Origin of the sequence: Candidatus Accumulibacter contiguus (assembly GCF_012940005.1) — a bacterium.
GTDB classification, from domain to species: domain Bacteria; phylum Pseudomonadota; class Gammaproteobacteria; order Burkholderiales; family Rhodocyclaceae; genus Accumulibacter; species Accumulibacter contiguus.
Genome location: NZ_SPMX01000038.1, coordinates 15706 through 38504 on the forward strand (window position 1 = coordinate 15706; position 22799 = coordinate 38504).

Annotated in this window: 23 protein-coding genes and 1 pseudogene; 11 read left to right on the forward strand and 13 right to left on the reverse strand. The window is 62.0% G+C overall.

Translation table 11 applies throughout. The annotated features are described in order from the left end of the window. Positions 1-8 precede the first annotated feature (8 nt). From murI to E4Q08_RS13730, 4 genes are read right to left on the reverse strand one after another with little or no spacing between them, the layout of a single operon-like run. Positions 9-794 carry a glutamate racemase gene (gene murI, locus E4Q08_RS13715; RefSeq protein ID WP_034908474.1) on the reverse strand — a complete coding sequence of 262 codons (786 nt, stop codon included), beginning with the start codon at positions 792-794 and terminating at the stop codon, positions 9-11. Positions 795-835: 41 nt separating this feature from the next. Then, entirely contained in the window at positions 836-1180 is a 345-nt protein-coding gene (locus E4Q08_RS13720; RefSeq protein ID WP_169070780.1) for a RidA family protein, read from the reverse strand. A 60-nt stretch (positions 1181-1240) separates the two neighbouring features. After that, on the reverse strand, positions 1241-2761 hold the full coding sequence (locus E4Q08_RS13725; RefSeq protein WP_169070781.1) for a fumarate hydratase: 1521 nt from the start codon (positions 2759-2761) through the stop codon (positions 1241-1243). Then, positions 2758-3375: a TIGR00645 family protein gene (locus tag E4Q08_RS13730; RefSeq protein WP_169070782.1), complete on the reverse strand. Its 618-nt coding sequence runs from the start codon at positions 3373-3375 to the stop codon at positions 2758-2760. The genes E4Q08_RS13725 and E4Q08_RS13730 overlap by 4 nt, the downstream gene beginning before the upstream one ends. A 265-nt stretch (positions 3376-3640) precedes the next feature. Between E4Q08_RS13730 and acs the strand changes: the two genes are divergently transcribed. From acs to E4Q08_RS13755, 5 genes are all read left to right on the forward strand, one after another. Beyond that, complete coding sequence (gene acs / locus E4Q08_RS13735; RefSeq protein ID WP_169070783.1) at positions 3641-5605, forward strand: acetate--CoA ligase; 1965 nt, start codon at positions 3641-3643, stop codon at positions 5603-5605. A gap of 110 nt (positions 5606-5715) precedes the next feature. Next, on the forward strand, positions 5716-7626 hold the full coding sequence (locus E4Q08_RS13740) for a putative nucleotidyltransferase substrate binding domain-containing protein (RefSeq protein WP_169070784.1): 1911 nt from the start codon (positions 5716-5718) through the stop codon (positions 7624-7626). Positions 7627-7628: 2 nt separating this feature from the next. After that, a complete protein-coding gene (locus E4Q08_RS13745) occupies positions 7629-8327 on the forward strand; it encodes a 3'-5' exonuclease (protein ID WP_169070785.1) in 699 nt (232 codons plus the stop codon). Between the two features lie 14 nt (positions 8328-8341). Next, positions 8342-10381, forward strand: a complete 2040-nt coding sequence (locus E4Q08_RS13750) for a sodium:solute symporter family protein (RefSeq protein WP_169070786.1) — start codon at positions 8342-8344, stop codon at positions 10379-10381. Between the two features lie 73 nt (positions 10382-10454). Beyond that, positions 10455-10724, forward strand: a complete 270-nt coding sequence (locus tag E4Q08_RS13755; protein WP_169070787.1) for a DUF4212 domain-containing protein — start codon at positions 10455-10457, stop codon at positions 10722-10724. A gap of 59 nt (positions 10725-10783) precedes the next feature. Here E4Q08_RS13755 and plsY read toward each other — a convergent pair whose 3' ends face one another. Continuing rightward, positions 10784-11398 (reverse strand): glycerol-3-phosphate 1-O-acyltransferase PlsY, encoded by a 615-nt coding sequence (plsY, locus tag E4Q08_RS13760; protein WP_034912493.1) that lies wholly within the window; start codon positions 11396-11398, stop codon positions 10784-10786. A gap of 228 nt (positions 11399-11626) precedes the next feature. Between plsY and E4Q08_RS13765 the strand changes: the two genes are divergently transcribed. Beyond that, positions 11627-11983, forward strand: coding sequence for a dihydroneopterin aldolase (locus E4Q08_RS13765; protein WP_169070794.1), 357 nt, complete (start codon positions 11627-11629; stop codon positions 11981-11983). Between the two features lie 82 nt (positions 11984-12065). Here the strand turns inward: E4Q08_RS13765 and E4Q08_RS13770 are convergent, their stop codons facing one another. From E4Q08_RS13770 to E4Q08_RS13785, 4 genes are read right to left on the reverse strand one after another with little or no spacing between them, the layout of a single operon-like run. After that, positions 12066-12716 (reverse strand): BON domain-containing protein, encoded by a 651-nt coding sequence (locus tag E4Q08_RS13770; RefSeq protein ID WP_034910075.1) that lies wholly within the window; start codon positions 12714-12716, stop codon positions 12066-12068. Then, positions 12713-13306, reverse strand: coding sequence for a phosphoheptose isomerase (locus E4Q08_RS13775; protein WP_034910074.1), 594 nt, complete (start codon positions 13304-13306; stop codon positions 12713-12715). The genes E4Q08_RS13770 and E4Q08_RS13775 overlap by 4 nt, the downstream gene beginning before the upstream one ends. 46 nt (positions 13307-13352) lie before the next feature. Further along, positions 13353-13733 carry an HIRAN domain-containing protein gene (locus E4Q08_RS13780; RefSeq protein ID WP_034910073.1) on the reverse strand — a complete coding sequence of 127 codons (381 nt, stop codon included), beginning with the start codon at positions 13731-13733 and terminating at the stop codon, positions 13353-13355. Continuing rightward, positions 13714-14076, reverse strand: a complete 363-nt coding sequence (locus tag E4Q08_RS13785) for a YraN family protein (RefSeq protein WP_034910072.1) — start codon at positions 14074-14076, stop codon at positions 13714-13716. Before E4Q08_RS13785 ends, E4Q08_RS13780 begins: the two co-directional genes overlap by 20 nt. 61 nt (positions 14077-14137) lie before the next feature. On the opposite strand from E4Q08_RS13785, the gene rsmI reads away from it, so the two are divergent. Further along, positions 14138-14977 carry a 16S rRNA (cytidine(1402)-2'-O)-methyltransferase gene (gene rsmI / locus E4Q08_RS13790; protein ID WP_169070789.1) on the forward strand — a complete coding sequence of 280 codons (840 nt, stop codon included), beginning with the start codon at positions 14138-14140 and terminating at the stop codon, positions 14975-14977. A 15-nt stretch (positions 14978-14992) separates the two neighbouring features. On the opposite strand, the gene E4Q08_RS13795 is transcribed toward rsmI, so the two are convergent. Next, complete coding sequence (locus E4Q08_RS13795) at positions 14993-15802, reverse strand: fibro-slime domain-containing protein (RefSeq protein WP_169070790.1); 810 nt, start codon at positions 15800-15802, stop codon at positions 14993-14995. A gap of 607 nt (positions 15803-16409) precedes the next feature. Between E4Q08_RS13795 and E4Q08_RS13800 the strand changes: the two genes are divergently transcribed. Together E4Q08_RS13800 and E4Q08_RS13805 are read left to right on the forward strand one after the other, a co-directional pair. Then, positions 16410-16988, forward strand: coding sequence for an aldehyde dehydrogenase family protein (locus tag E4Q08_RS13800; RefSeq protein WP_248594916.1), 579 nt, complete (start codon positions 16410-16412; stop codon positions 16986-16988). Between the two features lie 125 nt (positions 16989-17113). Then, positions 17114-18070: a D-2-hydroxyacid dehydrogenase gene (locus E4Q08_RS13805; protein ID WP_169070791.1), complete on the forward strand. Its 957-nt coding sequence runs from the start codon at positions 17114-17116 to the stop codon at positions 18068-18070. A 1-nt stretch (position 18071) separates the two neighbouring features. Here the strand turns inward: E4Q08_RS13805 and E4Q08_RS13810 are convergent, their stop codons facing one another. Next, entirely contained in the window at positions 18072-18737 is a 666-nt protein-coding gene (locus E4Q08_RS13810; protein WP_034912799.1) for an ankyrin repeat domain-containing protein, read from the reverse strand. Positions 18738-19201: 464 nt separating this feature from the next. Here E4Q08_RS13810 and E4Q08_RS13815 point away from each other — a divergent pair, with 464 nt between their 5' ends. Then, entirely contained in the window at positions 19202-21055 is a 1854-nt protein-coding gene (locus tag E4Q08_RS13815) for a PAS domain-containing protein (protein WP_169070792.1), read from the forward strand. Here E4Q08_RS13815 and E4Q08_RS24070 read toward each other — a convergent pair. Next, complete coding sequence (locus E4Q08_RS24070; protein ID WP_211203425.1) at positions 21034-21705, reverse strand: response regulator; 672 nt, start codon at positions 21703-21705, stop codon at positions 21034-21036. The genes E4Q08_RS13815 and E4Q08_RS24070 overlap by 22 nt on opposite strands. A 44-nt stretch (positions 21706-21749) precedes the next feature. Beyond that, positions 21750-22460 carry a spermidine synthase gene (locus E4Q08_RS13825; RefSeq protein ID WP_248594915.1) on the reverse strand — a complete coding sequence of 237 codons (711 nt, stop codon included), beginning with the start codon at positions 22458-22460 and terminating at the stop codon, positions 21750-21752. Between the two features lie 95 nt (positions 22461-22555). Here E4Q08_RS13825 and E4Q08_RS24075 point away from each other — a divergent pair. After that, a pseudogene (locus E4Q08_RS24075) lies at positions 22556-22799 on the forward strand (hypothetical protein); the annotation flags it as partial.

The following is a 22799-nucleotide window of genomic DNA, read 5'->3' on the forward strand; positions in this document are numbered from 1 at the left end:
CGTCAAGCTCAGGCGACGACCAGACGCGCGGCGCTGTACAGGCGGTCGTCCAGCCAGCGCAGGCCGAGTGCGGGCAAAGCGGCCTGCAGTCTTTCCGGCTGGGCGGTAGCCAGCAGCGTCAGTCGGCCTTGCCCGAGTGCGTCGGCGCCGGCCAGGCGAACGCACTGGCGGGCAACGGCGTCGGCAACGTCAACCAGCGTTGCCTGCTTGGCGACAATCGGTTCCAGCACCGGACAGAGGAAGGCGTAATGGGTACAACCAAGAACAATCTGATCGACGCCGGCAGCGAGCAGGGGCGCCAGATGACGACGCGCGTCCTCGACGAAATCCGGGTCGTCGAGGTACAGGGTTTCGACGCGGGTGGCCCAGCCGGGACAGGCCTCGATCTCGACCTGGACGCTGCCTGCGTGTTGCCGGATCAACTGTGCCAAGCGCTCGCTGCGCGCCGTCGACAGCGTCGCCAGGACAGCGATTCGACCACTGCGCGACATGGCCGCTGCAGGTTTGACGCCGGGCTCGACGCCGACCACGGGAAGCTTGGGAAAGTGTTCGCGAAAGGCCGCAACCGCTGCCGCGGTGGCGGTGTTGCAGGCGACGACGATGACCCCGCAGCCCTGATCGACCAGATGATTGCCGATCGTCAGCACGCGCCGGCGAATGTAGGCGTCATCCTTGTCCCCATAGGGAAGGTGAGCCGTATCGGCAAGGTACACCAGATCCGCGCGCGGCAGCGCACGTGCAATGGCGGCCAATACCGAAAGTCCGCCGATACCGCTGTCGAAAATGCCAATCATCGGCTCAGGCAGAGGTTTGCGCCGCTGGCGCCGCCAGGCAGCTAGCGAGCGGCAACGACGGCAACTTCAATGAGGAAGTCGTGATGGGCCAGCTTGGCTTCGACGCAGACCCGCACCGGCGCGGTGCCGCGCGGAATCCACCGGTCCCAGACCGCATTGACCGCGATCGAATCGTCGATGTCGCGCAGATAAATGGTGACCATCAGCAGGCGTGTCTTGTCGCTCCCCGCTTTTTCGAGCAGCTTTTCGATGCTGGCCAGAACCTCGCGTGTTTGGGTGGCGACGTTGCTGTCCAGCGTTTGCGGCGTTTCGACGAGATAGATGGTGTTCCCGTACGCGCAAATGTCTGAATACCGCTGTGTCGTTCCGTGCCGCTCTATCGCCATGCCTTTTCCCTCCCGCAAAGCCGGCCTGGAGCCGGCTCCCCGCCTGTGACTCCCGGAAACTCAGACGACGGCGACCGGGATCTTGCCGATCCTGGCCTGCCATTCCTTCGGTCCGGTGTTGTGTACCGATGTTCCGGTCGAATCCACCGCGACGGTCACCGGCATGTCCCTGACGTCGAATTCGTAAATTGCCTCCATTCCGAGATCGGCGAAACCGACCACCCTGGCAGTCTTGATCGCTTTGGCGACCAGGTACGCTGCACCGCCGACAGCCATCAGATACGCCGACTGGTGTTTCCGGATCGCTTCGATCGCGGCCGGGCCACGCTCGGCCTTGCCAACCATCGAGATCAGCCCGGTCTGGGCCAGCATCATCTCGGTGAATTTGTCCATCCGCGTGGCGGTCGTTGGGCCGGCCGGGCCAACGGCCTCGTCGCGAACCGGATCAACCGGACCGACGTAATAAATGACGCGGTTGGTGAAGTCGACCGGCAGCTTTTCGCCTTTCGCCAGCATGTCCTGGATGCGTTTGTGGGCGGCGTCGCGGCCGGTCAGCATCTTGCCGTTGAGCAGCAGCGTTTGACCGGGTTTCCAGGAGGCGACCTCGGCCGGTGTCAGCGTGTCGAGGTTGACCTGCGTCGAGGTCTCGGTGTTCGGCGTCCAGTTGACCTGGGGCCATTCACGAAGGTCCGGTGGTGTCAGAATGGCCGGCCCTGAACCGTCGAGATGGAAGTGCGCGTGCCGCGTCGCAGCACAGTTGGGAATCATCGCCACCGGCAAGCTGGCCGCATGCGTCGGGTAGTCGAGGATCTTGACGTCGAGGACGGTCGTCAGTCCGCCGAGGCCCTGCGCACCGATTCCCAGTGCGTTGACCTTTTCGTAAAGCTCCAGACGCAGTTCCTCGACGCGGTTGCTCGCGCCGCGGGCGATCAATTCGTGGATGTCGACCGGCGCCATCAGTGATTCCTTGGCCAGCAGCATGGCCTTCTCGGGCGTACCGCCAATGCCGATGCCAAGGATTCCCGGTGGACACCAGCCGGCGCCCATCGTCGGTACCGTCTTGAGAACCCAATCGACGATCGAGTCCGATGGGTTGAGCGCGTAGAACTTGGACTTGTTTTCCGAGCCTCCCCCCTTGGCGGCGCAGATGACTTCGAGGTGATGGCCGGGAACGATCTCGTAATGCACGACTGCGGGCGTATTGTCGCGCGAGTTCTTGCGCGCGCCGGCCGGGTCGAGCAGCACCGAGGCCCGCAACTTGTTGTCCGGGTTGTTGTAGGCGCGGCGCACGCCCTCGTCGCACATTTCCTGGACCGACAGGCTGGCGTCCCATCTGACGTCCATGCCGACCTTGAGGAAGATCACCGCGATGCCGGTATCCTGGCAGATCGGGCGATGGCCTTCGGCACACATGCGGCTGTTGGTGAGAATCTGGGCGATCGCATCCCTGGCTGCTGGGCTCTGCTCGCGCTCGTAAGCGGCGCCGAGCGCCTGGATGTAGTCGAGCGGATGATAGTAGCTGATGTACTGGAATGCGTCGGCAACGCTCTGGATGAAGTCTTCCTGCTTGATCGTGGTCATTTCAGGCTCTCTCTCGTGGGTGGCCGCGGGGCACCTCCCCGCGGCGGGTGTCTGTTCAGTGTGCTGCAGCGTGCGGCATTTTTTCCGAGCAGGATGGTCTGGGTCATCATGCGGTCGACCCAGGCCATGGCCAGCGCCGAGCACAGAAAGAGGGCGTGGATGATGACCTGCCACATGATCGTGTGCTCGCTCATATTCGCTGCATTGATGAAGGTCTTCAGCAGATGGATCGACGAGATGCCGATGATCGCCGTAGACAGCTTGATCTTGAGCACCCCGGCATTGACATGCGAAAGCCATTCCGGCTGATCGGGGTGGCCTTCGAGGTCGAGTCGGGAGACAAAGGTTTCGTAGCCGCCGATGATCACCATGATCAGCAGGTTGGCGATCATCACCACATCGATCAGGCCGAGGACGACGAGCATCACATCGGTCTCGCTGATCCGCGTGCTGCTGAAAAAGAGGTTCTGAATCAGGTGCGACAGTTCGATCATGAACAGATAGACATAGGCGCCCTGGGCGATGATCAGCCCCAGATACAGCGGCGCCTGCAGCCAGCGGCTCCAGAAGATGAACATTTCGAGTTTGTCTACGGCAGGTTTCAAGGAGGCCATTTTCTTCAGGGTCAACAGATTGGATGCGGGATTTTAGCATCAAGGCCTGTTTGCGTTGCGTTGCCGGACATGCCGTAAGTGGTGTGTAAGATTGGCGGCGTTTAATCTGACCCACTTGGCGTGACACGGGGCAGGGCTAGCAGCGTATGATTTGCCTTCCGCTAGGCGTTAAACGTTAGACGGAGGTCGCGAGCGACGGGTTCTTTTCGTTAATTGCAGCATCGATTTCTTGAATTCTCTACCAATACCAAACAGGAGATGGGACATGTCATTGAACGAGGCCGTAAAATTTTTTGAGCCCTCTGCCGAATTTGTCAAGCAGGCCACCATTTCGGGCATGGACGCCTACCGGGCGCTGTGTGCCGAGGCAGCAAACGATTACACGGGGTACTGGGCCCGCCTGGCCCGCGAACACGTCACCTGGAAACAGCCGTTTACGCAGGTACTTGACGAGTCCAAGGCGCCCTTCTTCAAATGGTTTGCCGACGGTACGCTGAATGTTTCGTATAACTGTCTGGACCGTAACATCGAAGCCGGTCTCGGCGACAAAGTGGCGCTCGTCTTCGAAGCCGATGATGGCGAAGTCAAGCGGATCACTTACCAGGAACTGCTGGCCCGCGTCTGCCAGTTTGCCAACGGCCTGCGGGCGCGTGGCATCAAAAAGGGCGACCGGGTGTTGATCTATATGTCGATGGGCATCGAGGGCATTGTCGCGATGCAGGCCTGCGCGCGTATCGGCGCCATTCACTCGGTCGTATTTGGCGGTTTCTCGGCGCAGTCGGTGCGTGACCGGATCAACGATGCCGGTGCCGTGGCGGTGATTACTGCCGACGAACAATGCCGTGGTGGCAAGAAGATCCCGCTCAAGCCGGCCGTCGACGAGGGCATTGCGCTCGGCGGCTGCGAGTCGGTCAAGGACGTGATCGTCTTTCAGCGTACCGGCGGTGCCTGCCACATGCTTGCCGGTCGGGACCTCTGGTGGCACGACGTCATCGCCGGCCAGTCCGAGGTTTGCGAGCCGGAATGGGTCGGCGCCGAGCACCCCCTGTTCCTCCTGTACACCTCGGGTTCGACCGGCAAACCGAAAGGCGTGCAGCACTCGACAGGCGGCTACCTGCTGCATGCCATCCTGACCATGAAGTGGACCTTCGACCTCAAGCCGAACGATCTCTTCTGGTGCACCGCAGACATTGGCTGGGTCACCGGTCACACCTACATCACCTACGGGCCGCTGGCCTGCGGCGGCACCGAGATGGTTTTCGAAGGCATCCCGACCTATCCGGATGCCGGCCGTTTCTGGAAGATGATCCAGGACCACAAGGTCAGCATCTTCTACACCGCGCCGACCGCCATCCGCTCGCTGATCAAGGCGGCCGATACCAATCCGTCGGTCGCGCCGACCCAGTACGACCTGTCGTCGCTGCGCCTGCTCGGTACGGTTGGCGAACCGATCAACCCGGCCGCCTGGCAATGGTATTACGACAGCGTCGGTGGCGGTCGCTGCCCGATCGTCGACACCTTCTGGCAGACCGAGACCGGCGGCCACATGATCACCCCGCTGCCGGGGGCGACCCCGCTGGTGCCGGGTTCCTGCACCTTGCCTTTCCCCGGTATCGAGGCGGCTGTCGTCGACGAAACCGGCACCGAACTCGACTGGGGCAAGGGGGGTCTGCTGGTCGTGAAGAAGCCCTGGCCGGCGATGATTCGCAACATCTGGGGTGATCCCGAGCGTTTCCACAAATCCTATTACCCCGATGATTTCGCCGGCAAGCTCTACCTCGCTGGCGACGGTTCGATCCGCGACATTCACACCGGCTATTTCACGATCACCGGCCGTATCGACGATGTGCTGAATGTTTCCGGTCACCGCATGGGAACCATGGAGATCGAGTCTGCGCTGGTCTCACACCCGATGGTGGCGGAAGCTGCCGTCGTTGGTCGCCCGGATGATCTGACCGGCGAAGCGATCTGTGCCTTTGTGGTTCTGAAGGGTCCGCGGCCGACCGGCGAAACGGCGAAGAAGATGGTCAAGGAGTTGCAGGACCACGTCGGACGCGAGATCGGTCCAATTGCCAAACCGAAAGATCTGCGCTTCGGCGAAAACCTGCCCAAAACGCGTTCCGGCAAGATCATGCGTCGTCTGTTGCGCTCCCTCGCCAGGGGAGAAACGGCTGCGCAGGATGTCTCGACGCTGGAAAACCCGGCGATTCTGGAGCAACTACGCGGCTGATCTAGACCTCCCAGGCGACCGGGCGCTGCGCTTGCACGCCCGGCCGCAAAAGCAGGTTTCAGGCCGGCGCCATCCATGTACCGGCCTGTGGTGGCGATAGAGGAACTGGTATGAGCAACAGCGCGACGGAAATGCTGGTTTCGGCATGCATCCGGTTCCTGCAGGCCCACCCGCCTTTTGATCGTATGGAGGCGGAGGCACTCTGCTTTCTTGCAGAACATGTCACCCTTGCCCATTACCCCAAAGGTGCGCGGATTCTCTCGAGTGAGATGGGGGTTGCGCGCGCCCTCTACATTCTGCAGCACGGCAGGGTGCGAGTCCGCTCCAGCGGCGGCGCCAGTAACGCCGACTCTGCACCGAGCACGCTCGGCCCTGGTCAGGCCTTCGCGATCGGGGCGCTGATGGCGCAGCACCCCGCTTCGAGTGTCTACGTGGCACGCGAGGAGGTTTTCTGCTACGAATTGCCGGTCGACGACTTCTTTACCCTGACCCAGAAGAGCACGGTTTTCAATCTCTTCTGCAGCCAGCACATCGCCGGCCTGCTCAAGCACTCGCAACAGCAGTTGCAACTGCAGTTTGCCCAGCGCGCTGCCGAGCAGAGAACGATGAATTCGCCACTCGCCGCGATTGTCAAGCGGGAACCGGTTTCCGTGGCGCCGGAGACATCGATTCGCCAGGTCGTTGCCTTGATGGCCGACCGCCACCTGGGGTCGATGGTGATCGTCGATGCCGGAGAGCAACCGCTTGGCATCTTTACGCTTTCGGACGTGCTGAAGCGAATCGTCTTGCCGGGTACCTCGCTGGAGCAACCGATCTCCTCGGTCATGTCGGACTTGCCGCAGACCTTGCCACTGGCCGCAAACGCCCACGATGCAGCGCTGACCATGGCCATGCACGGCATCCGCCATGTGCTCGCGGTGGATGAGGGTGGGCGCCTCAGGGGTGTGGTTTCAGAGCGTGATCTGTTCAAGCTGCAGGGTGCCGGTCTGCGGCAGATCCGGCACGCGATCGACGCAGCAAGCAGTCTCGAAGTGCTGCAGCATGCCCGTGAGGATGTCCGCCAATTGTCGCTGACGATGCTCGCCGAAGGGGTCGGCGGACAGGAAATCACGCAATTCATTTCGACCCTCAACGATACCGTGACTCGCCGCATCATCGAACTGAACCTGGATCGGCATGACCTCTACGGCATCGACTGGACCTGGCTGTCGTTCGGGTCGGAGGGGCGCGATGAACAGACCTTCACTACCGATCAGGATAACGGAATTGTCTATATCTGTACCGACATCATGGATCGCGAGCAGACGCAATTGCGTTTTCTCGATTTCGCCCGTGATGTCAATGCCGATCTCGACACCTGCGGCTTCCCGCTGTGCAAGGGCAACATCATGGCGAGCAACCCCAGCCTGTGCCTGACGCTCGAGGAGTGGGAGGAGAAATTCGCCCAGTGGGTACGCACACCGGAGCCACAGGCTTTGCTCAACGCCACGATTTTCTTCGACTTTCGCCCGCTCTACGGCCGCTTCAATCTGGCGCACCGGATGCGTATTTCGCTGTTCCGACAGACCAACGGCAATCCCCTGTTCCTGCGCATGCTGGCGCAGAACGCGCTCAGTGTGTCACCGCCGCTGGGGAGGATACGTGACTTCGTGACTGGCGCTGATCGCGAGCATCCCGGGACCATCGACCTGAAAAAGTACGGCGTCCGCCTGTTCACCGACGCAGCACGGGTTTTTGCGCTGGCGCGTCAGGTCGAGGCGACGAACACGGTCGCGCGCATCAAACGCGCCGGCGCCTTGATGAATATTTCTCCAGAGGACGTAGCCGCGAGCCTCGAAGGTTTCAACTTCATCCAGTTGTTGCGCTTGCGGCACCAGCATTTTGAGCAGGAGCACGGGCGCGCCGGTGACAATCTGATCCGACCGGACGAACTGAACGAAATTGAACGGCGGATTCTCAAAGAAGCTTTCCGACAGGCACGCAAACTGCAGGCGCGCCTGAAACTCGATTACCAGATCTGATCATGGCCTGGTATTCCAGACTATTCGGTGGCCAGGAAACCACTGGCCCGGCGTTGACCGCCAGACAGCAGCAGTTGCTCGCCGCCTGGCGCCAATTGCCCGATCAAGACATGCGGCGCTCGCACTATCGCTGCCGCTACGTGGTGGTCGACGTCGAAACGACGGGAATCAACGTCAAAACGGATCGCCTCTGCGCGATTGGTGCGCTGGCGGTGGTCAACGGGCAGATCGACTTCAAGGATGCCTTTCATCTCGTCCTGGAACCTGCAGCGCCGGCAGACGATCCTGCGGAACATCCGGAGCCGGTGGCCGGCGCACCTTCGATCGACGCACTGATCTCCTTTCTGCACTTTGTCGGCAAGGCACCACTGCTTGCGTACAACGTTCCGTTTGTTGCCGCGATGATCGAACGCACTCTGGCAGAAAACCTCGGTATCGACTTGGGGCTACCATGGATCGACCTGGCGTGGGTGATGCCCGATCTGTTTCGTGATGTCGAGCATACCGAGACGGGGCTCGACGCCTGGCTGAACCACTTTGCCATCACCAGTATCCGCCGTCATCACGCTGTTTCAGACGCTTACGCCACCGCCCAGTTGTTGCAGATCACGATCGCCAGTGGCGCGCGCAAAGGCTTTACGACTCCTGCCAGCCTGCTCGACCTTGAGAAGGCGCGTCGCCACATGCATCAGAGCGGCTAGGCGGGCACTGCGCAATGGCCGACTACACTGTCCCGCTGCGTCGCTATTACGCCTACTACACTGCCGGTTTCTTCATTTTCATCGGTACACTGGCGGTGCTCGAGCGGCATGGCATGCCACCACGCTGGATCGGTTATTCCTTTCTATTTCTGACCATCTTCCTGTACGCAACGATCGGCGTGCTGGCGCGAACTGCCAGCGTTTCGGAGTACTACGTCGCCGGCCGGCGCGTGCCGGCGGTATTCAACGGCATGGCCACCGGCGCCGACTGGATGAGTTCGGCCTCGTTCATGGGTCTGGCCGGAACGCTCTACCTGTCGGGGTATCAGGGCCTGGCCTACGTGATGGGCTGGACCGGTGGCTACGTTCTGGTTGCCCTGCTGCTGGCGCCTTACCTGCGCCGCTTTGGCCAATATACGATTCCGGACTTCCTCGCCGCTCGTTATGGTGGCAATCTGGCCAGGCTGGTCGGTGTCTTTGCGACCGTCCTGGCGTCCTTCGTTTATGTGGTTGCACAGATCTATGGTGTCGGGCTGATTACCAGCCGCTTTGTTGGCCTGCAATTCGAGGTCGGGGTATTTGTCGGACTCGCCGGCATCCTGGTGTGTTCCTTCCTGGGTGGCATGCGCGCGGTCACCTGGACACAGGTGGCCCAGTACGCCATCCTGATTGTCGCCTATCTGGTGCCAGTGACCATTCTCTCGTACCAGGTCACCGGCATTCCGGTTCCGCAGCTGACCTACGGACAGGTACTGCAAACCGTGCAGCTTCTCGAGGAAAGAATCTTCGATGACCCATCCGAACTTGACGCCCGCCGCCTCTTTCGCGAGCGTGCGGATGGCTACTACGACCGCATCCTGACGCTGCCGGACTCACTGGAGGAAGAGCGGCGCAGCCTGAGCGGACGAATCGACGATCTGAAGAGCAGCAACGCGCAAATGCGTGATGTGGTTAGCCTCGAGCGGCAGCGCCGGGATCTGCCCAAGAGCAGCGAAGAGGCACGCAGCCATTGGGATGGTTTGATGCGTCAGGCAGCGCAGCGCGGCGCAGCACCCGATCACCATCTGACCCCGTATCCGGGGAAAGGCGAGGCGGTCAATGACGACGCTCGCCTGAACTTTCTGAGCCTGGTGTTCTGCCTGATGGTCGGAACCGCTGCCCTGCCGCATGTGCTGATGCGTTATTACACCACGCCCAGCGTACGCGAAGCGCGTAACTCGGTGTTCTGGTCGCTGTTGTTCATCCTGGCACTGTATCTGACGGCACCGGCCTATGCGGCTTTTGCCAAGTACGAGGTGTACACGAGTCTGGTCGGATCATCGATGGCGCAATTGCCGGTCTGGGTCAATTCGTGGGGCAAGATCGGCATGGTCTCGATCGAGGACATCAACGGCGACGGCATCCTGCAACTCGCCGAACTGTCGCTCAACCCCGATGTGATCCTGCTGGCAACCCCGGAAATTGCCGGCCTGCCTTACGTTATTTCCGGCCTGGTGGCGGCCGGTGCGCTCGCCGCTGCCCTGTCCACTGCTGACGGGCTGCTGTTGACGATTGCCAGTGCTCTGGCGCACGACGTCTATTACAAGATTTTTCGTCCCAACGCGAGCACGCAATGGCGGCTGGTGGTTTCCAAATCACTGCTGCTGGTGGTTGCCGTACTGGCGGCCAGCGTCGCCTCGCAGAAGCCGGCGACCATCCTGTTCATGGTCGCCTGGGCTTTTTCACTGGCGGGATCGGCTTTTTTTCCGGCATTGATTCTCGGCATCTTCTGGAAGCGGGCCACGCCCAGAGGTGCCGTCAGTGGCATGCTGATTGGCCTGCTGGTGACCATATATTACATGGTGCGCGTCCATTTCGATGCCATTCCGTGGCTGGGAATCCACGGGTTCGGTATGGAACCCTGGCTGGGGATTCAGTCCACTGCGGCCGGGGTGTGGGGCGTCGCTGCCGGCTTTCTGACGATCATCGTGGTCAGCCTGTTCGACAGGCCGCCCAGCCAGGAAACACAGAATTTTGTCGAAAGTGTCCGTTACCCGGAGTTTGACCATTGGTGATCGCTGCTCCGAGGGCGAGCAGCATCGCCGCCGCCGGGGTCTGGCGCAGTTTTCCGTAGCCAGGGAGCAGTGCGTGCAACGCAGGCGAAAGCAGCAGGACTACTGGCGGCGCAACCTCAGGATGACGGCCTTGCTGCTGGCAATCTGGTTTGTCGTGACCTTTGTCGTCAGTTACTTTGCCCGCGACCTGGCGAACATCACCCTGCTGGGGCTTCCTCTCGGTTTCTACATGGCTGCCCAGGGGGCACCGGTGATCTACGTGCTGATCATCTGGTGGTACGCCCGCTACATGAACCATCTCGACCGGGAGTACGGAGTGAATGACCGGGATGCGGAGGACTGACCCGAGCCCACCGGGAGAATCAGCCAGGGGGAAATCAGCACCTGAAACGCCGCACGATGCTACTTCCTGTTGCCGATTTTCGGCTCGCTGCCGGCCATCAGGCGTTGCAGGTTCTGCCAGTGTTTGCCGATCAGCGCCATCGCAATGATGCCGATCACCAGCAGCAGGGAATCGCGCCCCCACAGGAGAAAGCCGTAAATGGGTGCTGCCGTTGCCGCAACCAGTGCCGCCAGTGACGAATAGCGCAGGGTGAAGGCAATCAGCAACCAGGTGCCAAGCGTTGCCAGGCCCAACCAGGGGTTGATCGCCAGCAACACGCCGGCGGCAGTCGCCACGCCCTTGCCGCCCTTGAACCCGAGAAAAACCGGGTAGAGATGGCCGAAAAAGACCGCCAGTGCAACGAGTCCGACGGTGTAGCCGGAGAGGCCGTAGTCGGCCGCATGCTGATCGGCGAGAAAAACCGCCAGCCAACCCTTGGCGGCGTCGCCAATCAGGGTGAAGATGGCGGCGCCCTTGTGACCGCTGCGCAGCACATTGGTCGCTCCAGGGTTCTTCGAGCCATAGCTGCGCGGATCGGCAAGACCGAAAAGTCGGCTGGCGACCAGTGCGAAGGAGACGGAACCCAGCAGATAAGCGGCAAGAACCGCAAGAAAGGTGATCAGGTAAGGCGGCATGTGTCGGGGGGGCTCTGGGTTAATGTGAAACGCGTCAGCGACTCACAAATCTCCCCTCCCCCCCTCGCGGGGGGGAGGGGTCGGGGGAGAGGGAAACGGTCATGACTTTCATGATCGGGGGTGCCTGGAAAAGTCATGACCGTTAGAGTGTTAGAATGCGCGCGCTGTCGCTGCGCTGCGGACTGCTCGCCCGACAGGCAATTCTACACCGACCTGGCGCATGGCCTCATGGACATCATCTTCATCAACGACCTTCGCGCCTCGACGCTGATCGGCATCTACCCGCGCGAAAAGGCAATGCCGCAGATGGTGGAAATCTCCCTGCAGATCGGCACCTCGACCGCCAGCGCCGGCGCCAGCGACGACATCGGCGACACCATCGATTACGCGCTGGTGGTCGAGCGTCTGCGCAGCGAACTCGCAACCCGCCATTTCAACCTCCTCGAAAGGCTTGCCGAGTATGTGGCCACCCTGCTGCTGGAGGACTTCGGTGCCACCTGGGTGCGCGTCTCGATTGCCAAACTTGGCATGATGCGCGGCGTGCAGCGCGTCGGCGTGGTCATCGAGCGCGGGGCGGCGTCCTGACGGCTTTCGCCTTGCCGCGAATCCTGGTTCGGTTTTTGGCATCCTTGTGCCAGCTTGGTGAACACGGCAAGTCCTGCCCTGCCTAGCCGCTGCTGGCCGGCGGGCTCGCCTGCGGCTTGGGCGCAGGCATGCTGATGTCCAGTTCTTTGACCTTGGCATCGGGAATGATCTCCATCAGCGTCACTACCTTCTTGACACCGCTGGTGGTTCGCGCCACCTGGATCGCTGCGTCGGCCTCGCGCTGGCTGACCAGACCCAGGAGATAGACAACCCCTGCCTCGGTCACCACCTTGACATGCACGGCGTTGAATTTGCCTGCGTCGACGAAGCGGCTCTTGACCCGGGTCGTCACATACGAATCGTTGCTGCGCGCCGAGAAAGAGCTGACCGGGCCGACAGCGAGCTCATTGTAAACCCCTTGTACCTGTGGCACGCCGGTGACGATGTGCTCGACTTCTGCCTTCATCTGCTCGGAGGGCACCTCTCCGGAGATCAGGACCTTGCGGTTGAAGCTGGTGAAGTTGATATGCGAGTGGTCGCCAGCCGTTTCGCTGACGCGTGCGCTGGCCTTCCATTCGATGCTTTCGTCGTCGGTTTGGGTGCCCAGCGATCGCCGGTCGAAGGCCGCCAGGGCGCCGCCGCCAGCACCGGCGGCGAGCATCGGCAGGCAGCCCTGCAGCATCGGCAGCAGTACCGCGCCGAGCAGCAGGCTGGTGGCGAGAAATTTCTTCATTCTTCAACTCCCATGAGCAGACAATCAATGCCATCGCAAAGGCAGTGGATGATCAATAGATGTATTTCCTGAATGCGTGCCGTACGTTCCGCAGGAACGCAGATGTGCACGTCGCCATCGCGCAGGATCTCACCGATGGTGCCACCGCCCTTGCCGGTCAGTGCGACGATGCGCAGATCGTTCTCGTGTGCGGCATTGATCGCCTCGATCACGTTGGCGGAATCGCCCGAAGTGGAGATGGCCACGAGGATGTCGCCCGGCTGGCCGAGGGCGCGCACCTGCTTGGCGAAGATGACCTTGTAGCCATAGTCGTTGGCAATCGCCGAAATGACCGAGGTGTCGGTGGTCAGCGCAATCGCCGCGAGTTCGTGGCGCTCCAGCTCGAAGCGGCCGACCAGTTCGGCCGCCAGGTGCTGGGCGTCGGCTGCCGAACCGCCGTTGCCGCAGGCGAGGATCTTGCCGTTGTTCAGGAGACCGCTGACCATGGCCTCGATCGCTTCGGCAATTGGCGCTGCCAGCAACTCGACGGCTTCGAGCTTGGTTTGCGCGCTCTCTGTGAAGTGCCCGCTGATACGGCTGATCAAATCCATGGGCTGTGAATGTGTTCTGGGGCAAGAAAGAAAGACCATTCTAACATCAGAGCACCAGGAACACCTCGAACTCGACGCGGCGCCAGGGATTCGGGTCTTCGCGCATGCGGGAAACGCGCGCCTCGAGTTTTTCGCCGGCATCGATCGCCTGGGCAACGGCACGGTTCTCGGCGCGCGGCACGTAACCGAGGGGGCGGCCGTTCCATTCGACGCGGATGGCCTTGCGGTCATGACGGTTGTCCGGTTCGCGGACCAGCGTCAGACGGTCGCCGGGCTTGATCTGCGACCACAGTTCAGCGACGGCGTAATACTGGCTGCCGGCCAGCGGCGAGCTTTGCACGAGCACCCTGACCGTCTCGCCGGCACCGGCGTGCCAGCACAGGCTCAGCCAGAGGAGCGTGAGCGTACTACACCGCAAAAAACGCATCGCGAATCCATTCGATGGCCTTTTCGGAGAGTTCGTCGAACAGGACGCAGTCGAAGCGGCAATCGGATTCCCGGCCCGGATGGGTGCTCAGGAAATGCTTCGCGGCAAGAACGATACGCCGCTGCTTGGCGGTGGTGATACTGGCGGCCGCACCGCCGTAGCTCGCGTTGCGGCGCAGGCGCACCTCGACGAAGACGAGTACCCGCCGCTCTCGGCAAATCAGGTCCACCTCGCCACCCCGACAGCGATAATTGCGCGTCAGCACGTTCAGACCCTGCCGTTCGAGGAAGCGCGCAGCCAGTTCCTCGGCGATCGCACCGGGAGCTGCGGGAAGGGATGGCATGGCGGGGTGTCCTGCCGGCCCGCTCGTGTTATCTTTAGCGCTCACCTGCAAGCCGACTCCCATGACGAAAGAATCGCCCGCATTATATGTCGTTCCCACGCCGCTCGGCCACCTTGGCGACATGACGCAGCGCGCGATCGAAGTCCTGCGGCAAGTGCCCTGGGTGGCCGCCGAGGATACCCGTCACAGTGCGCCACTGCTGCGCCACTTCGGCTGCAATGCGCGCCTGCTGCCGGCGCACCGACACAACGAGGAAGGCGCAGCTCAACAGGTGATCACACGCCTTGCCGCCGGTGAGTCGGTCGCACTGGTGGTGGACGCCGGCACGCCGGCGGTGTCCGATCCAGGCGCTCGGCTGGTGGCGCGCGTGCGCGCCGCCGGCCATCGCGTCATCCCCTTGCCAGGGGCTTGCGCGGCGGTGGTCGCACTCTCTGCGGCAGGGCTCGGCGAAGCCCATTTTCTCTTTTACGGTTTCCTGCCGAGCAAGGCCGGGCAGCGCGCCGAGGCCTTGCGGGAACTCGCGCCACTACCCTATGCGCTGGTCTTCTACGAGGCGCCGCATCGCATTCTCGAAGCCGTCGCCGCCTTGCTCGTCGCCTTCGGACCGGAACGTACACTGGTCCTGGCTCGCGAATTGACGAAGCTGTTCGAAAGCATTCATTGCTGCGCACTCGGTGAAGCGCAGACCTGGCTGCTGGCCGATGCCAATCGCCAGCGCGGCGAGTTCGTGCTGCTCGTTTCCGGCGCAGCACCGGTCGAACAAAGCGCCGAGGGCGAACGCGTGTTGCAGCTGCTGCTTGACGATGGCCTGTCGATCCGTCAGGCCAGCCGGCTAGCGCACGCGATTACCGGCGTCGGAAAGAATGTCCTGTATCAGCGGGCCCTGGCCCTGAAGGGCTAGAGTCGTGCCTTTGCCTTAGGACGCACCCCGACGGCGTGACAACAGGGCGGCCAGCGCAGGGAAAGCAAGCAGCAAGGTTCCCGGCTCGGGCAGCCCTGGAGGGGCAGCAATATCCAGGGTTGTGGTGATCGCAAAAGTCGAGGCCACCGTGTGCCGCTCCGCGAAGAAGATGTCGAGATCGTATGGTGTACCGGCTGTCAGCCCCAAAGTTTTCAAGTCTTCCTCGGTGAAGCTGGCGCTTGCCGCGCCATGCACGCCGCCGAGATCGATCACAAGTTTTCCGTCGACGAAAATCCATAGGTCGTCGTCGCCAGTGAATGTAAAGAGCTTGTCCGCACCGAGGGTAGGATCGCTGAACGACAGCAGCCCCTCCAGATGCATCGTGAAGTGGTAATTGTGCGGGTTGCCCTGATTGCCGTAGAGTAATCCGTCAATCGGAAAAAAGGCCCCGCTGCTGTAGGTGAAAGTTCCCGGCGGACCTTCGGTCAAGGTGAGTGAAGTGGGGGTCGAGAGATTGAAACCGGGGGAGTCGACATACCACTTGGCAAAATTTGCCGCGGTGGACGCACCGGCCACGATTGACCCAGCCGCTGTCGGCAGGCCTGCCGTCAATGTGCTCCCTACCATGCCAGTGACCACACCCGGCACAGCACCTTCGAAGTCCGACAAATGCGTACAGGTGGAGCCGATACTGGGTGCGCAAAAGTCCCGGATCGTACCGGTCAAGGTCACCGAGGCGCCGATGGCAGTAGTGCTCCATCCCAGACCCAGCAGCACCAATAGAGTCAGCGCCCGATTTTGACTTAGGTGGTTCTTAAGGTTCATCCACTATTCTCCCAAAATGATTGCATCAGAATTTACGAGCCAGAGTGGTGCTTGCCACGCCCACGAAGAAATCTTCCACTGCCCAACACAATGATGAGCACTTCGTCAGCCTTTCCAAAGCACGTTTCGTACCAGAAGTCTATGATAGAGAGAATGTTCCAATAATACATTGGATTATGATCGTCCATCGACGTAGTCACAGCAACTCTGAACGTCAGATCCGGTTCAACTGTAAGAATTTCCGACAGTTCTCGGGTTACTGCGGGGATCCGAGAACTGGGGGAAACGCTCCCTCAAGAAGCCTGAATACCCGTCGGATACACTGCATCGCCGTCGGCAGCCTGCGACATAGGGAGAAAAGTCCTGACCGCTTGTGCCTTACGCGCGTTTGAAGCGCTACCGCTCGCGACCAGTTATGATTACCCCTGTTAGGTCGCTTGCGACCATTTTCTTTATCTCCCTGCAATGCCAAGGCATCCCATGACCGAAAACGACGAAATCCTCGCCATTCCGCTGTGGATCAACGGCCACGCCTATCTGACGATGGCGCCGGCCTTTTTTCGATGTCCGTGATCCGTGCACTGGCCAGATCAGGCGCCGTACGCCGCTGTGCGGCACGGATCAGGCGCTAACCGCCGTCGCATCGGCAAACGCCGCACTGCCCGCCTGGGCGGCGCTGACGGTCGCGGCCAGGGCAGCGCTGCTGACGGCGCTGGCCAAGGCGCTGGCGGGATATGCAGAACACTTTGCCGGCCTGATCTCCGAGGAAACCGGCAGGGATGCTGCGTCGGCGTCGACCGAGGTCGAGCAGGCGCTACACCTGCTGCAGGCGGCCGCAGCCGGCAGCCCAGCGACCGGCGACAGCGGCGTCGTGGCAGTGGTCAGCGATGACCGCGCGCCCCTGCTCGGGCCCCTGCAGAGAGCCGTTCCGGCACTGCTGGCGGGAGCGACGGTAGTCGTCAAGCCGAGTCCGAAAGCCCCTTCGGCGGCATTTGCGCTGGCCGAGCTGACGGCACGCAGTGCTTTTCCCGGCGGCGTGTTCAACATCCTGCACGGTGATCTGGCGGCAATCGAAGGCCTTTGTAGCGCCGCCGAAGTGGGGCTGCTGCTGTTTGCCGGTGATCCTGCACTCGGCAGCAAGGTGGCGGCCATTGCCACCCGCCACGGCAAGCCTTTTGTGGACTAACGGTCATGACTGTTCCAGACACCCCGATCATGAAAGTCATGACCGTTTCCCTCTCCCCCGACCCCTCCCCCGCAAGTGGGGAGGGGAGATTCGTGAGTCACTGACGCGACTTTCAGAGGAATGCCATGCACCGAATTGTCTACCTCGAAGGCGAGTCGATCATCGCCGACGTACGCCGGCCGGATTTTCCCCATTGCTGGGTCGAACATGCGACAACGCTGCCGCCGCAGGTCGCAGAGCGGCTCGCCGGGGCGACGATTGCGATTGTCAACAAGCTGCCGGTCGACGCAGGACTGATCGCCGCGCTACCGGATTTGCAGATGGTCGCAGTCGCGGCGACCGGCACCAACAACATCGACCTCGACGCCTGCCGCCGACGCGGCATCGTCGTCTCGAACATCCGCGGCTATGCCGTGCATACCGTTCCCGAGCATGTCTTCGCGCTATTGCTGGCGTTGTCGCGCAATGTCGTTGCCTATCGGCAGGCAGTGGCTGCCGGCAACTGGCAGCGTTCCGGGCAGTTCTGTTGTATCGATTATCCGATCCGCGACCTGCACGGCGCAACACTCACGGTGATCGGCAGCGGCAGTCTCGGCGGCGGCGTCATCCGGCTCGCCGAAGCCTTTGGCATGCGTGTGCTGCGCAGCGAGCGCAAGGGTGCGCCGAGCGTGCGTCCCGGCTACACCGCTTTCGAGCAGGCCTTGCGCGAGGCCGACGCGGTCTCGCTGCACTGCCCGCTGACCCCCGAAACGAAGCACCTGCTCGGCGAACCCGAGTTGCGGACCATGCGGCCTTCGGCATTGCTGATCAATACGGCGCGCGGCGGCCTGGTCGATGAAGCGGCCTTGGTCAGGGCGCTGCAGCAGGGCTGGATCGCCGGTGCCGGTTTCGACGTCCTGAGCGTCGAGCCGCCAAGCACCGGCAACGTCCTGCTGGCACCGCAAGTGCTCGCGCTACCGAATTTCCTGCTGACCCCCCATGTAGCCTGGGCCAGCCGGCCGGCGATGCAGGCTCTCACCGACCAATTGACGGCCAACCTCGAAGCCTTCGCCCGCGGCGAGCCGCAGAACCGGGTCGCCTGATTCAGTGCACTCGTTTTGCCGGGGGTTCAGCGGGTTCTGTTCCCCACAGCGGGGCAAGGCGCTTGCTGCGCGCCTGCCCCGGCTTGCTGCCTTGCCGCAATTCGGAGATGGAAAGCGCACCGCGCGCGCGCAACAAACGCAGATATTCGGGGCGCGGTTTGCCGTACTTCACCGCCAGGCTGTCCAGATAGAGAAGCCAGGCATCCTTGTCGGCCGGGTCTACCGCTTTGGCCTCTTCGGGCAGTTTGACATTCCAGACCTCGTAGCGATAAACAAAGACCGCCCAGTCATACAGCAACTCATCACTGGAGTGCATTCTCACGGCGTTGGGATCAGCACCGGCGTCCAGCAGGATGCGCAACATTTCGGTGTCCATGTTCAGAACCGCAACGATCAGTGGGCTGGAACCATCCTTGCTGAGCGCACGTGGATCAGCACCCAGCCGCAACAATTCCTTGACCACCTCGTACTTCGGCGTTTCGGAGCAGAATTCCAGGTCGCTGATCACCCGTTCGAGGATCGTATCGCCGAATCGATCGGTGCCATTCAAGTCAAAGCCCGCAGCGACCTGGGCACGCATCGCACCGATGTCTCCCGCGCATGCACACGAAACAAAGGTCTGGATCCGTTCGTCATCCGCCGTCCACGGCTGTCTCATGTCGTTCATTCGCAACTCCTTTCCGAGTACTTGTCAAGGCTCGAAGCCGAAGCCAAGTCTCTTCAGTCATGACCGGGCGCACCCGATTCCATCCCTGGACTCCCGGTATGGATTCTCCCGTGCGGTGCAGGCTGCGGCTAGTGGTAATACTCCCGTTTCCGGCAGGAAAATTTCCCGACCGGCGTGCCCGTCTCTGGCCAGGCGAGAATGCGAGAATGCGAGAATTCGACGCCAAGGGTCGCTGTTGGTGTACGTTTGCGTAATAATCCGCCTGTGATCACACTGCACACCAGCCAGCTTGCGGACGTGCCGTTCGCTCTTCCCCTTGCGGTCTTCGGCAAGGCATATGGCGATTTCGCCGAACGCGGCCGGCGCCAGGATCGACAGGAAGCCTGCTACACGGCCCCGCCCAGCCGCCTGCGGGACTCGCAAAGGCGACCGCTGCAGACATGCACCCGCAGCCGGGGGGCCGTATGCACTCGCTGACCGACTCGCAGTGCGATTCGATCGCCGTGCTCGACGAATTCGGCGTGATCATCAGCGTCAACCAGGCATGGTGCAGCTTTGCCGAAAGCAACGGCGGCAGCGCGGCACTGGCGGCCGGGGTCGGCATCGACTACCTGGCGGCAGTGCGCAGGGCAGCCGCTACCGATTCGCTGGCAGCGGCTGCCCTGCGCGGCTGTGAACAGGTTCTGGCGGGACGACAGACGCTGTTCACGCTCGAGTACCCCTGCCCTTCTCCGGATCGCGAACGCTGGTTCGAATGTTACGCCACCCCCTTGCTGGGTGCCATCAAGGGAATGGTCGTCGGTCATCGGGACATCAGCGCACACAAGCTGGCCGAGAGTGTGCCCGAGGAGCATCGCTTCGAGCGGCGCCAGAATGAGCGCGACCTGAACGCGGTGCTGAACAGCGTCTCGTCGATGATCGGCTACTGGGACCGCAATCTGCGCAACCGCTTCGCCAATCACGCTTATCGCGACTGGTTCGGCATCGATCCGGCGACGATCCCGGGCAAGCATATCCGCGAGGTGATCGGCGAGGAACGCTACCGTCTCAACCTGCCCTACATCGAAGCCGTACTGGGTGGCGCAGCACAGCAATTCGAGCGCGCCATTCCGTCTCCGGATGGCCGTTCGGTGAACCATGCACTGGCCCGTTACATCCCCGACATCATCAACGGCGAGGTGCAGGGGTTCTTCGTCGAGATTGTGGACGTGACCCTGATCAAGCGCAGCGAGCAGGCCCTGCAGTGCGCCCAGGAGCTTGGCCGGCTCGGCAGTTACCTGATCGAACTACCCTCGGAATCCTGGATCGGCAGTCCGATGCTGGAGCGGATATTCGGCATCGGCCCGGCATGTGAACATACCGTCAGCGGCTGGGGAGAGTTGCTCCATGCGGCGGACCGGCAGGCGACGCTCGATTACTTCCACCAGGTCATCGCCGAGCGAGGGATATTCGACCGCCAGTACCGGATCGTTCGACCCAGCGACGGCGCGCTGCGCTGGATGCATGGCCTCGGTCAGGTCGAGTGCGCAGCGAACGGAGAAGCCCTGCGCATGGTCGGCACCGTCCAGGACATCACCGAGCGCAAGCTGGCCGAGGAGGCGACGCAGCTCCTGCTTGACGAGAACACTCGCCTGGTGCGCGAACTGATCTCGGTGCAGGAGCGTGAGCGAGCGGAGCTGGCCCGTGAACTGCACGATGAACTTTCCCAGCACCTGACGGCGATTCGTGCCTTTGCCGGGGCCATTCTGCGCAATGGCGCACACGATCACGAATGGATCAAGGCCGCCGCGCAGGCGATCGAGGATTCCGCGCGCGCCATCTACCAGGTGTCGCACCGCCTGATGGAAGGTCTGCATCCCAGCATTCTCGACGCCGCCGGCATCGTCGAGGCGATTGCCAGCCTGCTCGAGGTCTGGGGACAACAGCATCCGGAGATCGAGTGGCGAGCCTCACTGGATCGGGAGCTGGTCTGCCCGGCAGCGCCGGTGCGAGTGGCCATCTATCGCATCGTCCAGGAGTGCCTGAACAATGTCACGCAACATGCGCACGCCGAGCGGCTGCGGTTCGTCCTCGCCAGACGGCAGCACGGCGAGTCGCTGCGTCTGCTCATCCGGGACGATGGCGTCGGCATGGACGTGGACGCAGCGCATGCGGGCTTCGGTCTGCTCGGCATGCGCGAACGCGTCCTCAGTCTCGGCGGCTCGCTGCAGATCCGCAGTTGGCACGACGGTGGCACGCGCGTGCGGGTGATTCTGCCGACCGCGGATACCCCTGCTGAAATGGCGGCCGGTTCGCATCAGGGTTCGACCAGACCCTGACGAATGGCCATGCGTGCCATTTCTGCGAGACTGGAAACGCCGAGCTTGGCCCGGATCTGGGTGAAATGGTTGCTGACCGTCTTGCTGCTCAAATTGAGAATACTCGCGCATTCGGACAGCGTGTGACCCTCGCTGAGCAGCCTGAAGACCTGGAATTCGCGCTGCGTCAGGCGGTTGAACTGCGCGGCACCGGACGGGCGGTGACGGTCGAGCAGCGCCGGCAACAGGTCGGCGCTGACGAAGGATTCGCCCTTCGCCACTTGCTTGAGCCCCTGCAACAGCGTCTCGACCTTGCTGCCCTTGGTGACGAAACCCATGGCGCCGGCCTCGAGCGCTCGTTCGAGCAGCACCTGCGAATTGTGCACGCTATAGACCAGGATGGCGGCCTGTGGATCAAGCTCGCGAATGCGTCGGATGGCTTCGATGCCGCCGAAGCCTTCCATGCTGAGGTCCATGACCACGGTGTCCGGAACGTGCTTGCGGTAAGCGGCGTAGGCCGCCTCGCCACTATCCACTTCCGCCAGCACACGCAGAGCAGGATCGGAATCGATCAGGCTGCGCAGGCCGGCACGCAAGGCCGGGTGGTCGTCGACCACCAGCACCGTCACTGGTGTCAGTTTCGCTCCGGAAGAGATCCCTTGCCCGTCCATGTGCCTTCTCCCAATTCACTGCGCCACTGCGCAATACCCGGCGCTCATTTCAGAATTTTCAGCAGGTTGGAAAAACCATCGGTCCACACCGCGAAGCCCGGTCGCGGCGCAAGCGGGACGGCCCCCTTGATCTTCTCCAGCAGGCCCGCCGCAGGTTCGGGTCGGGCAATCATCACCCAGACCGAATCACGGCAGAAGGCATCGTCCGCATCCGCGTCGAGTTCGACGATCAGGGCGCGCATGCCGAGCTGCTGGGCGGCTGCGGCGACGACCGGTCGCAGGTCGAGATAGCGGTTGGTGATATGCACGGCCAGCACAGCATCGCTCTTGAGGTGGCGCAGATAGGTCCGCATGGCTTCGATGGTCAGCAGATGCGTCGGGATCGAGTCGCCGGAGAAAGCGTCGATCGCCAGCAGGTCGAAGTGCTGGACCGCTTCGCCTTCGAGCATCAGGCGTCCATCGCCGAGCACCGGAACGATCTGTGCTGCGCTATCCGCAAGGTAGCTGAAGTCCTTGCGGGCCAGGTCGAGCACCTGTTCGTTGATTTCGTAGATACGCATTTCGTCGCCCGGCCGGCCGTAGCTGGCGAGGGTTCCGGCGCCTAAACCAAGCACCCCGATCTTCCGCGGCTGGCCGGTGGCGAGGCTGAGCAGCGCTTGGCCAATCCCCGATTTCTCGCAATAGTAGGCCGTGGGTCGCCGGCTATAGGCGGGGGAGAGGAACTGTTCGCCGTGGTAAATCTCCCCGTGCAACATCGTGCGCTTCAGCCCCAGGGCTTCCCACTTAAAGCGGGACAGTCATGCTACCGATAGAGTCTGAGGATGAAGGGAGCTGAGGAGATGGGAACTGGTTGCCGCATCTCCTGTATCATCAGTTTTATGACAAAAAAAACTCTACGACTCAAGCCATACGGACAACCAGCCGCGTCATTTTTGCCGCACTTACAGACCAGGGAAAACGAAGCCTGCGTGCAGTGGGGGAATTAATTCATCGCCCGAAAAGCAGTGTTCATCGCCACCTGCAAGCGCAAGCCCGTAGGAACCGACATCCTGAATCGGGGTTTTGGGAAACCGAAGAGGGGGAGGCATGGCTGA

Excerpts from the sequence above, each read along its gene's own strand:
- E4Q08_RS13780 (WP_034910073.1), bottom strand. The coding sequence starts at position 13,733 with ATGCGTTTTTTGCGGTGTAGTACGCTCACGCTCCTCTGGCTGAGCCTG.
- E4Q08_RS13725 (WP_169070781.1), bottom strand. The coding sequence starts at position 2,761 with ATGACCACGATCAAGCAGGAAGACTTCATCCAGAGCGTTGCCGACGCA.
- E4Q08_RS13770 (WP_034910075.1), bottom strand. The coding sequence starts at position 12,716 with ATGAAGAAATTTCTCGCCACCAGCCTGCTGCTCGGCGCGGTACTGCTG.
- murI (WP_034908474.1), bottom strand. The coding sequence starts at position 794 with ATGATTGGCATTTTCGACAGCGGTATCGGCGGACTTTCGGTATTGGCC.
- E4Q08_RS13750 (WP_169070786.1), top strand. The coding sequence starts at position 8,342 with ATGGCCGACTACACTGTCCCGCTGCGTCGCTATTACGCCTACTACACT.
- rsmI (WP_169070789.1), top strand. The coding sequence starts at position 14,138 with ATGACGAAAGAATCGCCCGCATTATATGTCGTTCCCACGCCGCTCGGC.
- E4Q08_RS13720 (WP_169070780.1), bottom strand. The coding sequence starts at position 1,180 with ATGGCGATAGAGCGGCACGGAACGACACAGCGGTATTCAGACATTTGC.
- E4Q08_RS13745 (WP_169070785.1), top strand. The coding sequence starts at position 7,629 with ATGGCCTGGTATTCCAGACTATTCGGTGGCCAGGAAACCACTGGCCCG.
- E4Q08_RS13805 (WP_169070791.1), top strand. The coding sequence starts at position 17,114 with ATGCACCGAATTGTCTACCTCGAAGGCGAGTCGATCATCGCCGACGTA.
- E4Q08_RS13825 (WP_248594915.1), bottom strand. The coding sequence starts at position 22,460 with ATGTTGCACGGGGAGATTTACCACGGCGAACAGTTCCTCTCCCCCGCC.
- E4Q08_RS13810 (WP_034912799.1), bottom strand. The coding sequence starts at position 18,737 with ATGAACGACATGAGACAGCCGTGGACGGCGGATGACGAACGGATCCAG.
- acs (WP_169070783.1), top strand. The coding sequence starts at position 3,641 with ATGTCATTGAACGAGGCCGTAAAATTTTTTGAGCCCTCTGCCGAATTT.
- E4Q08_RS13740 (WP_169070784.1), top strand. The coding sequence starts at position 5,716 with ATGAGCAACAGCGCGACGGAAATGCTGGTTTCGGCATGCATCCGGTTC.
- E4Q08_RS13795 (WP_169070790.1), bottom strand. The coding sequence starts at position 15,802 with ATGAACCTTAAGAACCACCTAAGTCAAAATCGGGCGCTGACTCTATTG.
- E4Q08_RS13775 (WP_034910074.1), bottom strand. The coding sequence starts at position 13,306 with ATGGATTTGATCAGCCGTATCAGCGGGCACTTCACAGAGAGCGCGCAA.
- E4Q08_RS13730 (WP_169070782.1), bottom strand. The coding sequence starts at position 3,375 with ATGGCCTCCTTGAAACCTGCCGTAGACAAACTCGAAATGTTCATCTTC.
- plsY (WP_034912493.1), bottom strand. The coding sequence starts at position 11,398 with ATGCCGCCTTACCTGATCACCTTTCTTGCGGTTCTTGCCGCTTATCTG.
- E4Q08_RS13815 (WP_169070792.1), top strand. The coding sequence starts at position 19,202 with ATGCACTCGCTGACCGACTCGCAGTGCGATTCGATCGCCGTGCTCGAC.
- E4Q08_RS24070 (WP_211203425.1), bottom strand. The coding sequence starts at position 21,705 with ATGGACGGGCAAGGGATCTCTTCCGGAGCGAAACTGACACCAGTGACG.
- E4Q08_RS13785 (WP_034910072.1), bottom strand. The coding sequence starts at position 14,076 with ATGCCATCCCTTCCCGCAGCTCCCGGTGCGATCGCCGAGGAACTGGCT.
- E4Q08_RS13765 (WP_169070794.1), top strand. The coding sequence starts at position 11,627 with ATGGACATCATCTTCATCAACGACCTTCGCGCCTCGACGCTGATCGGC.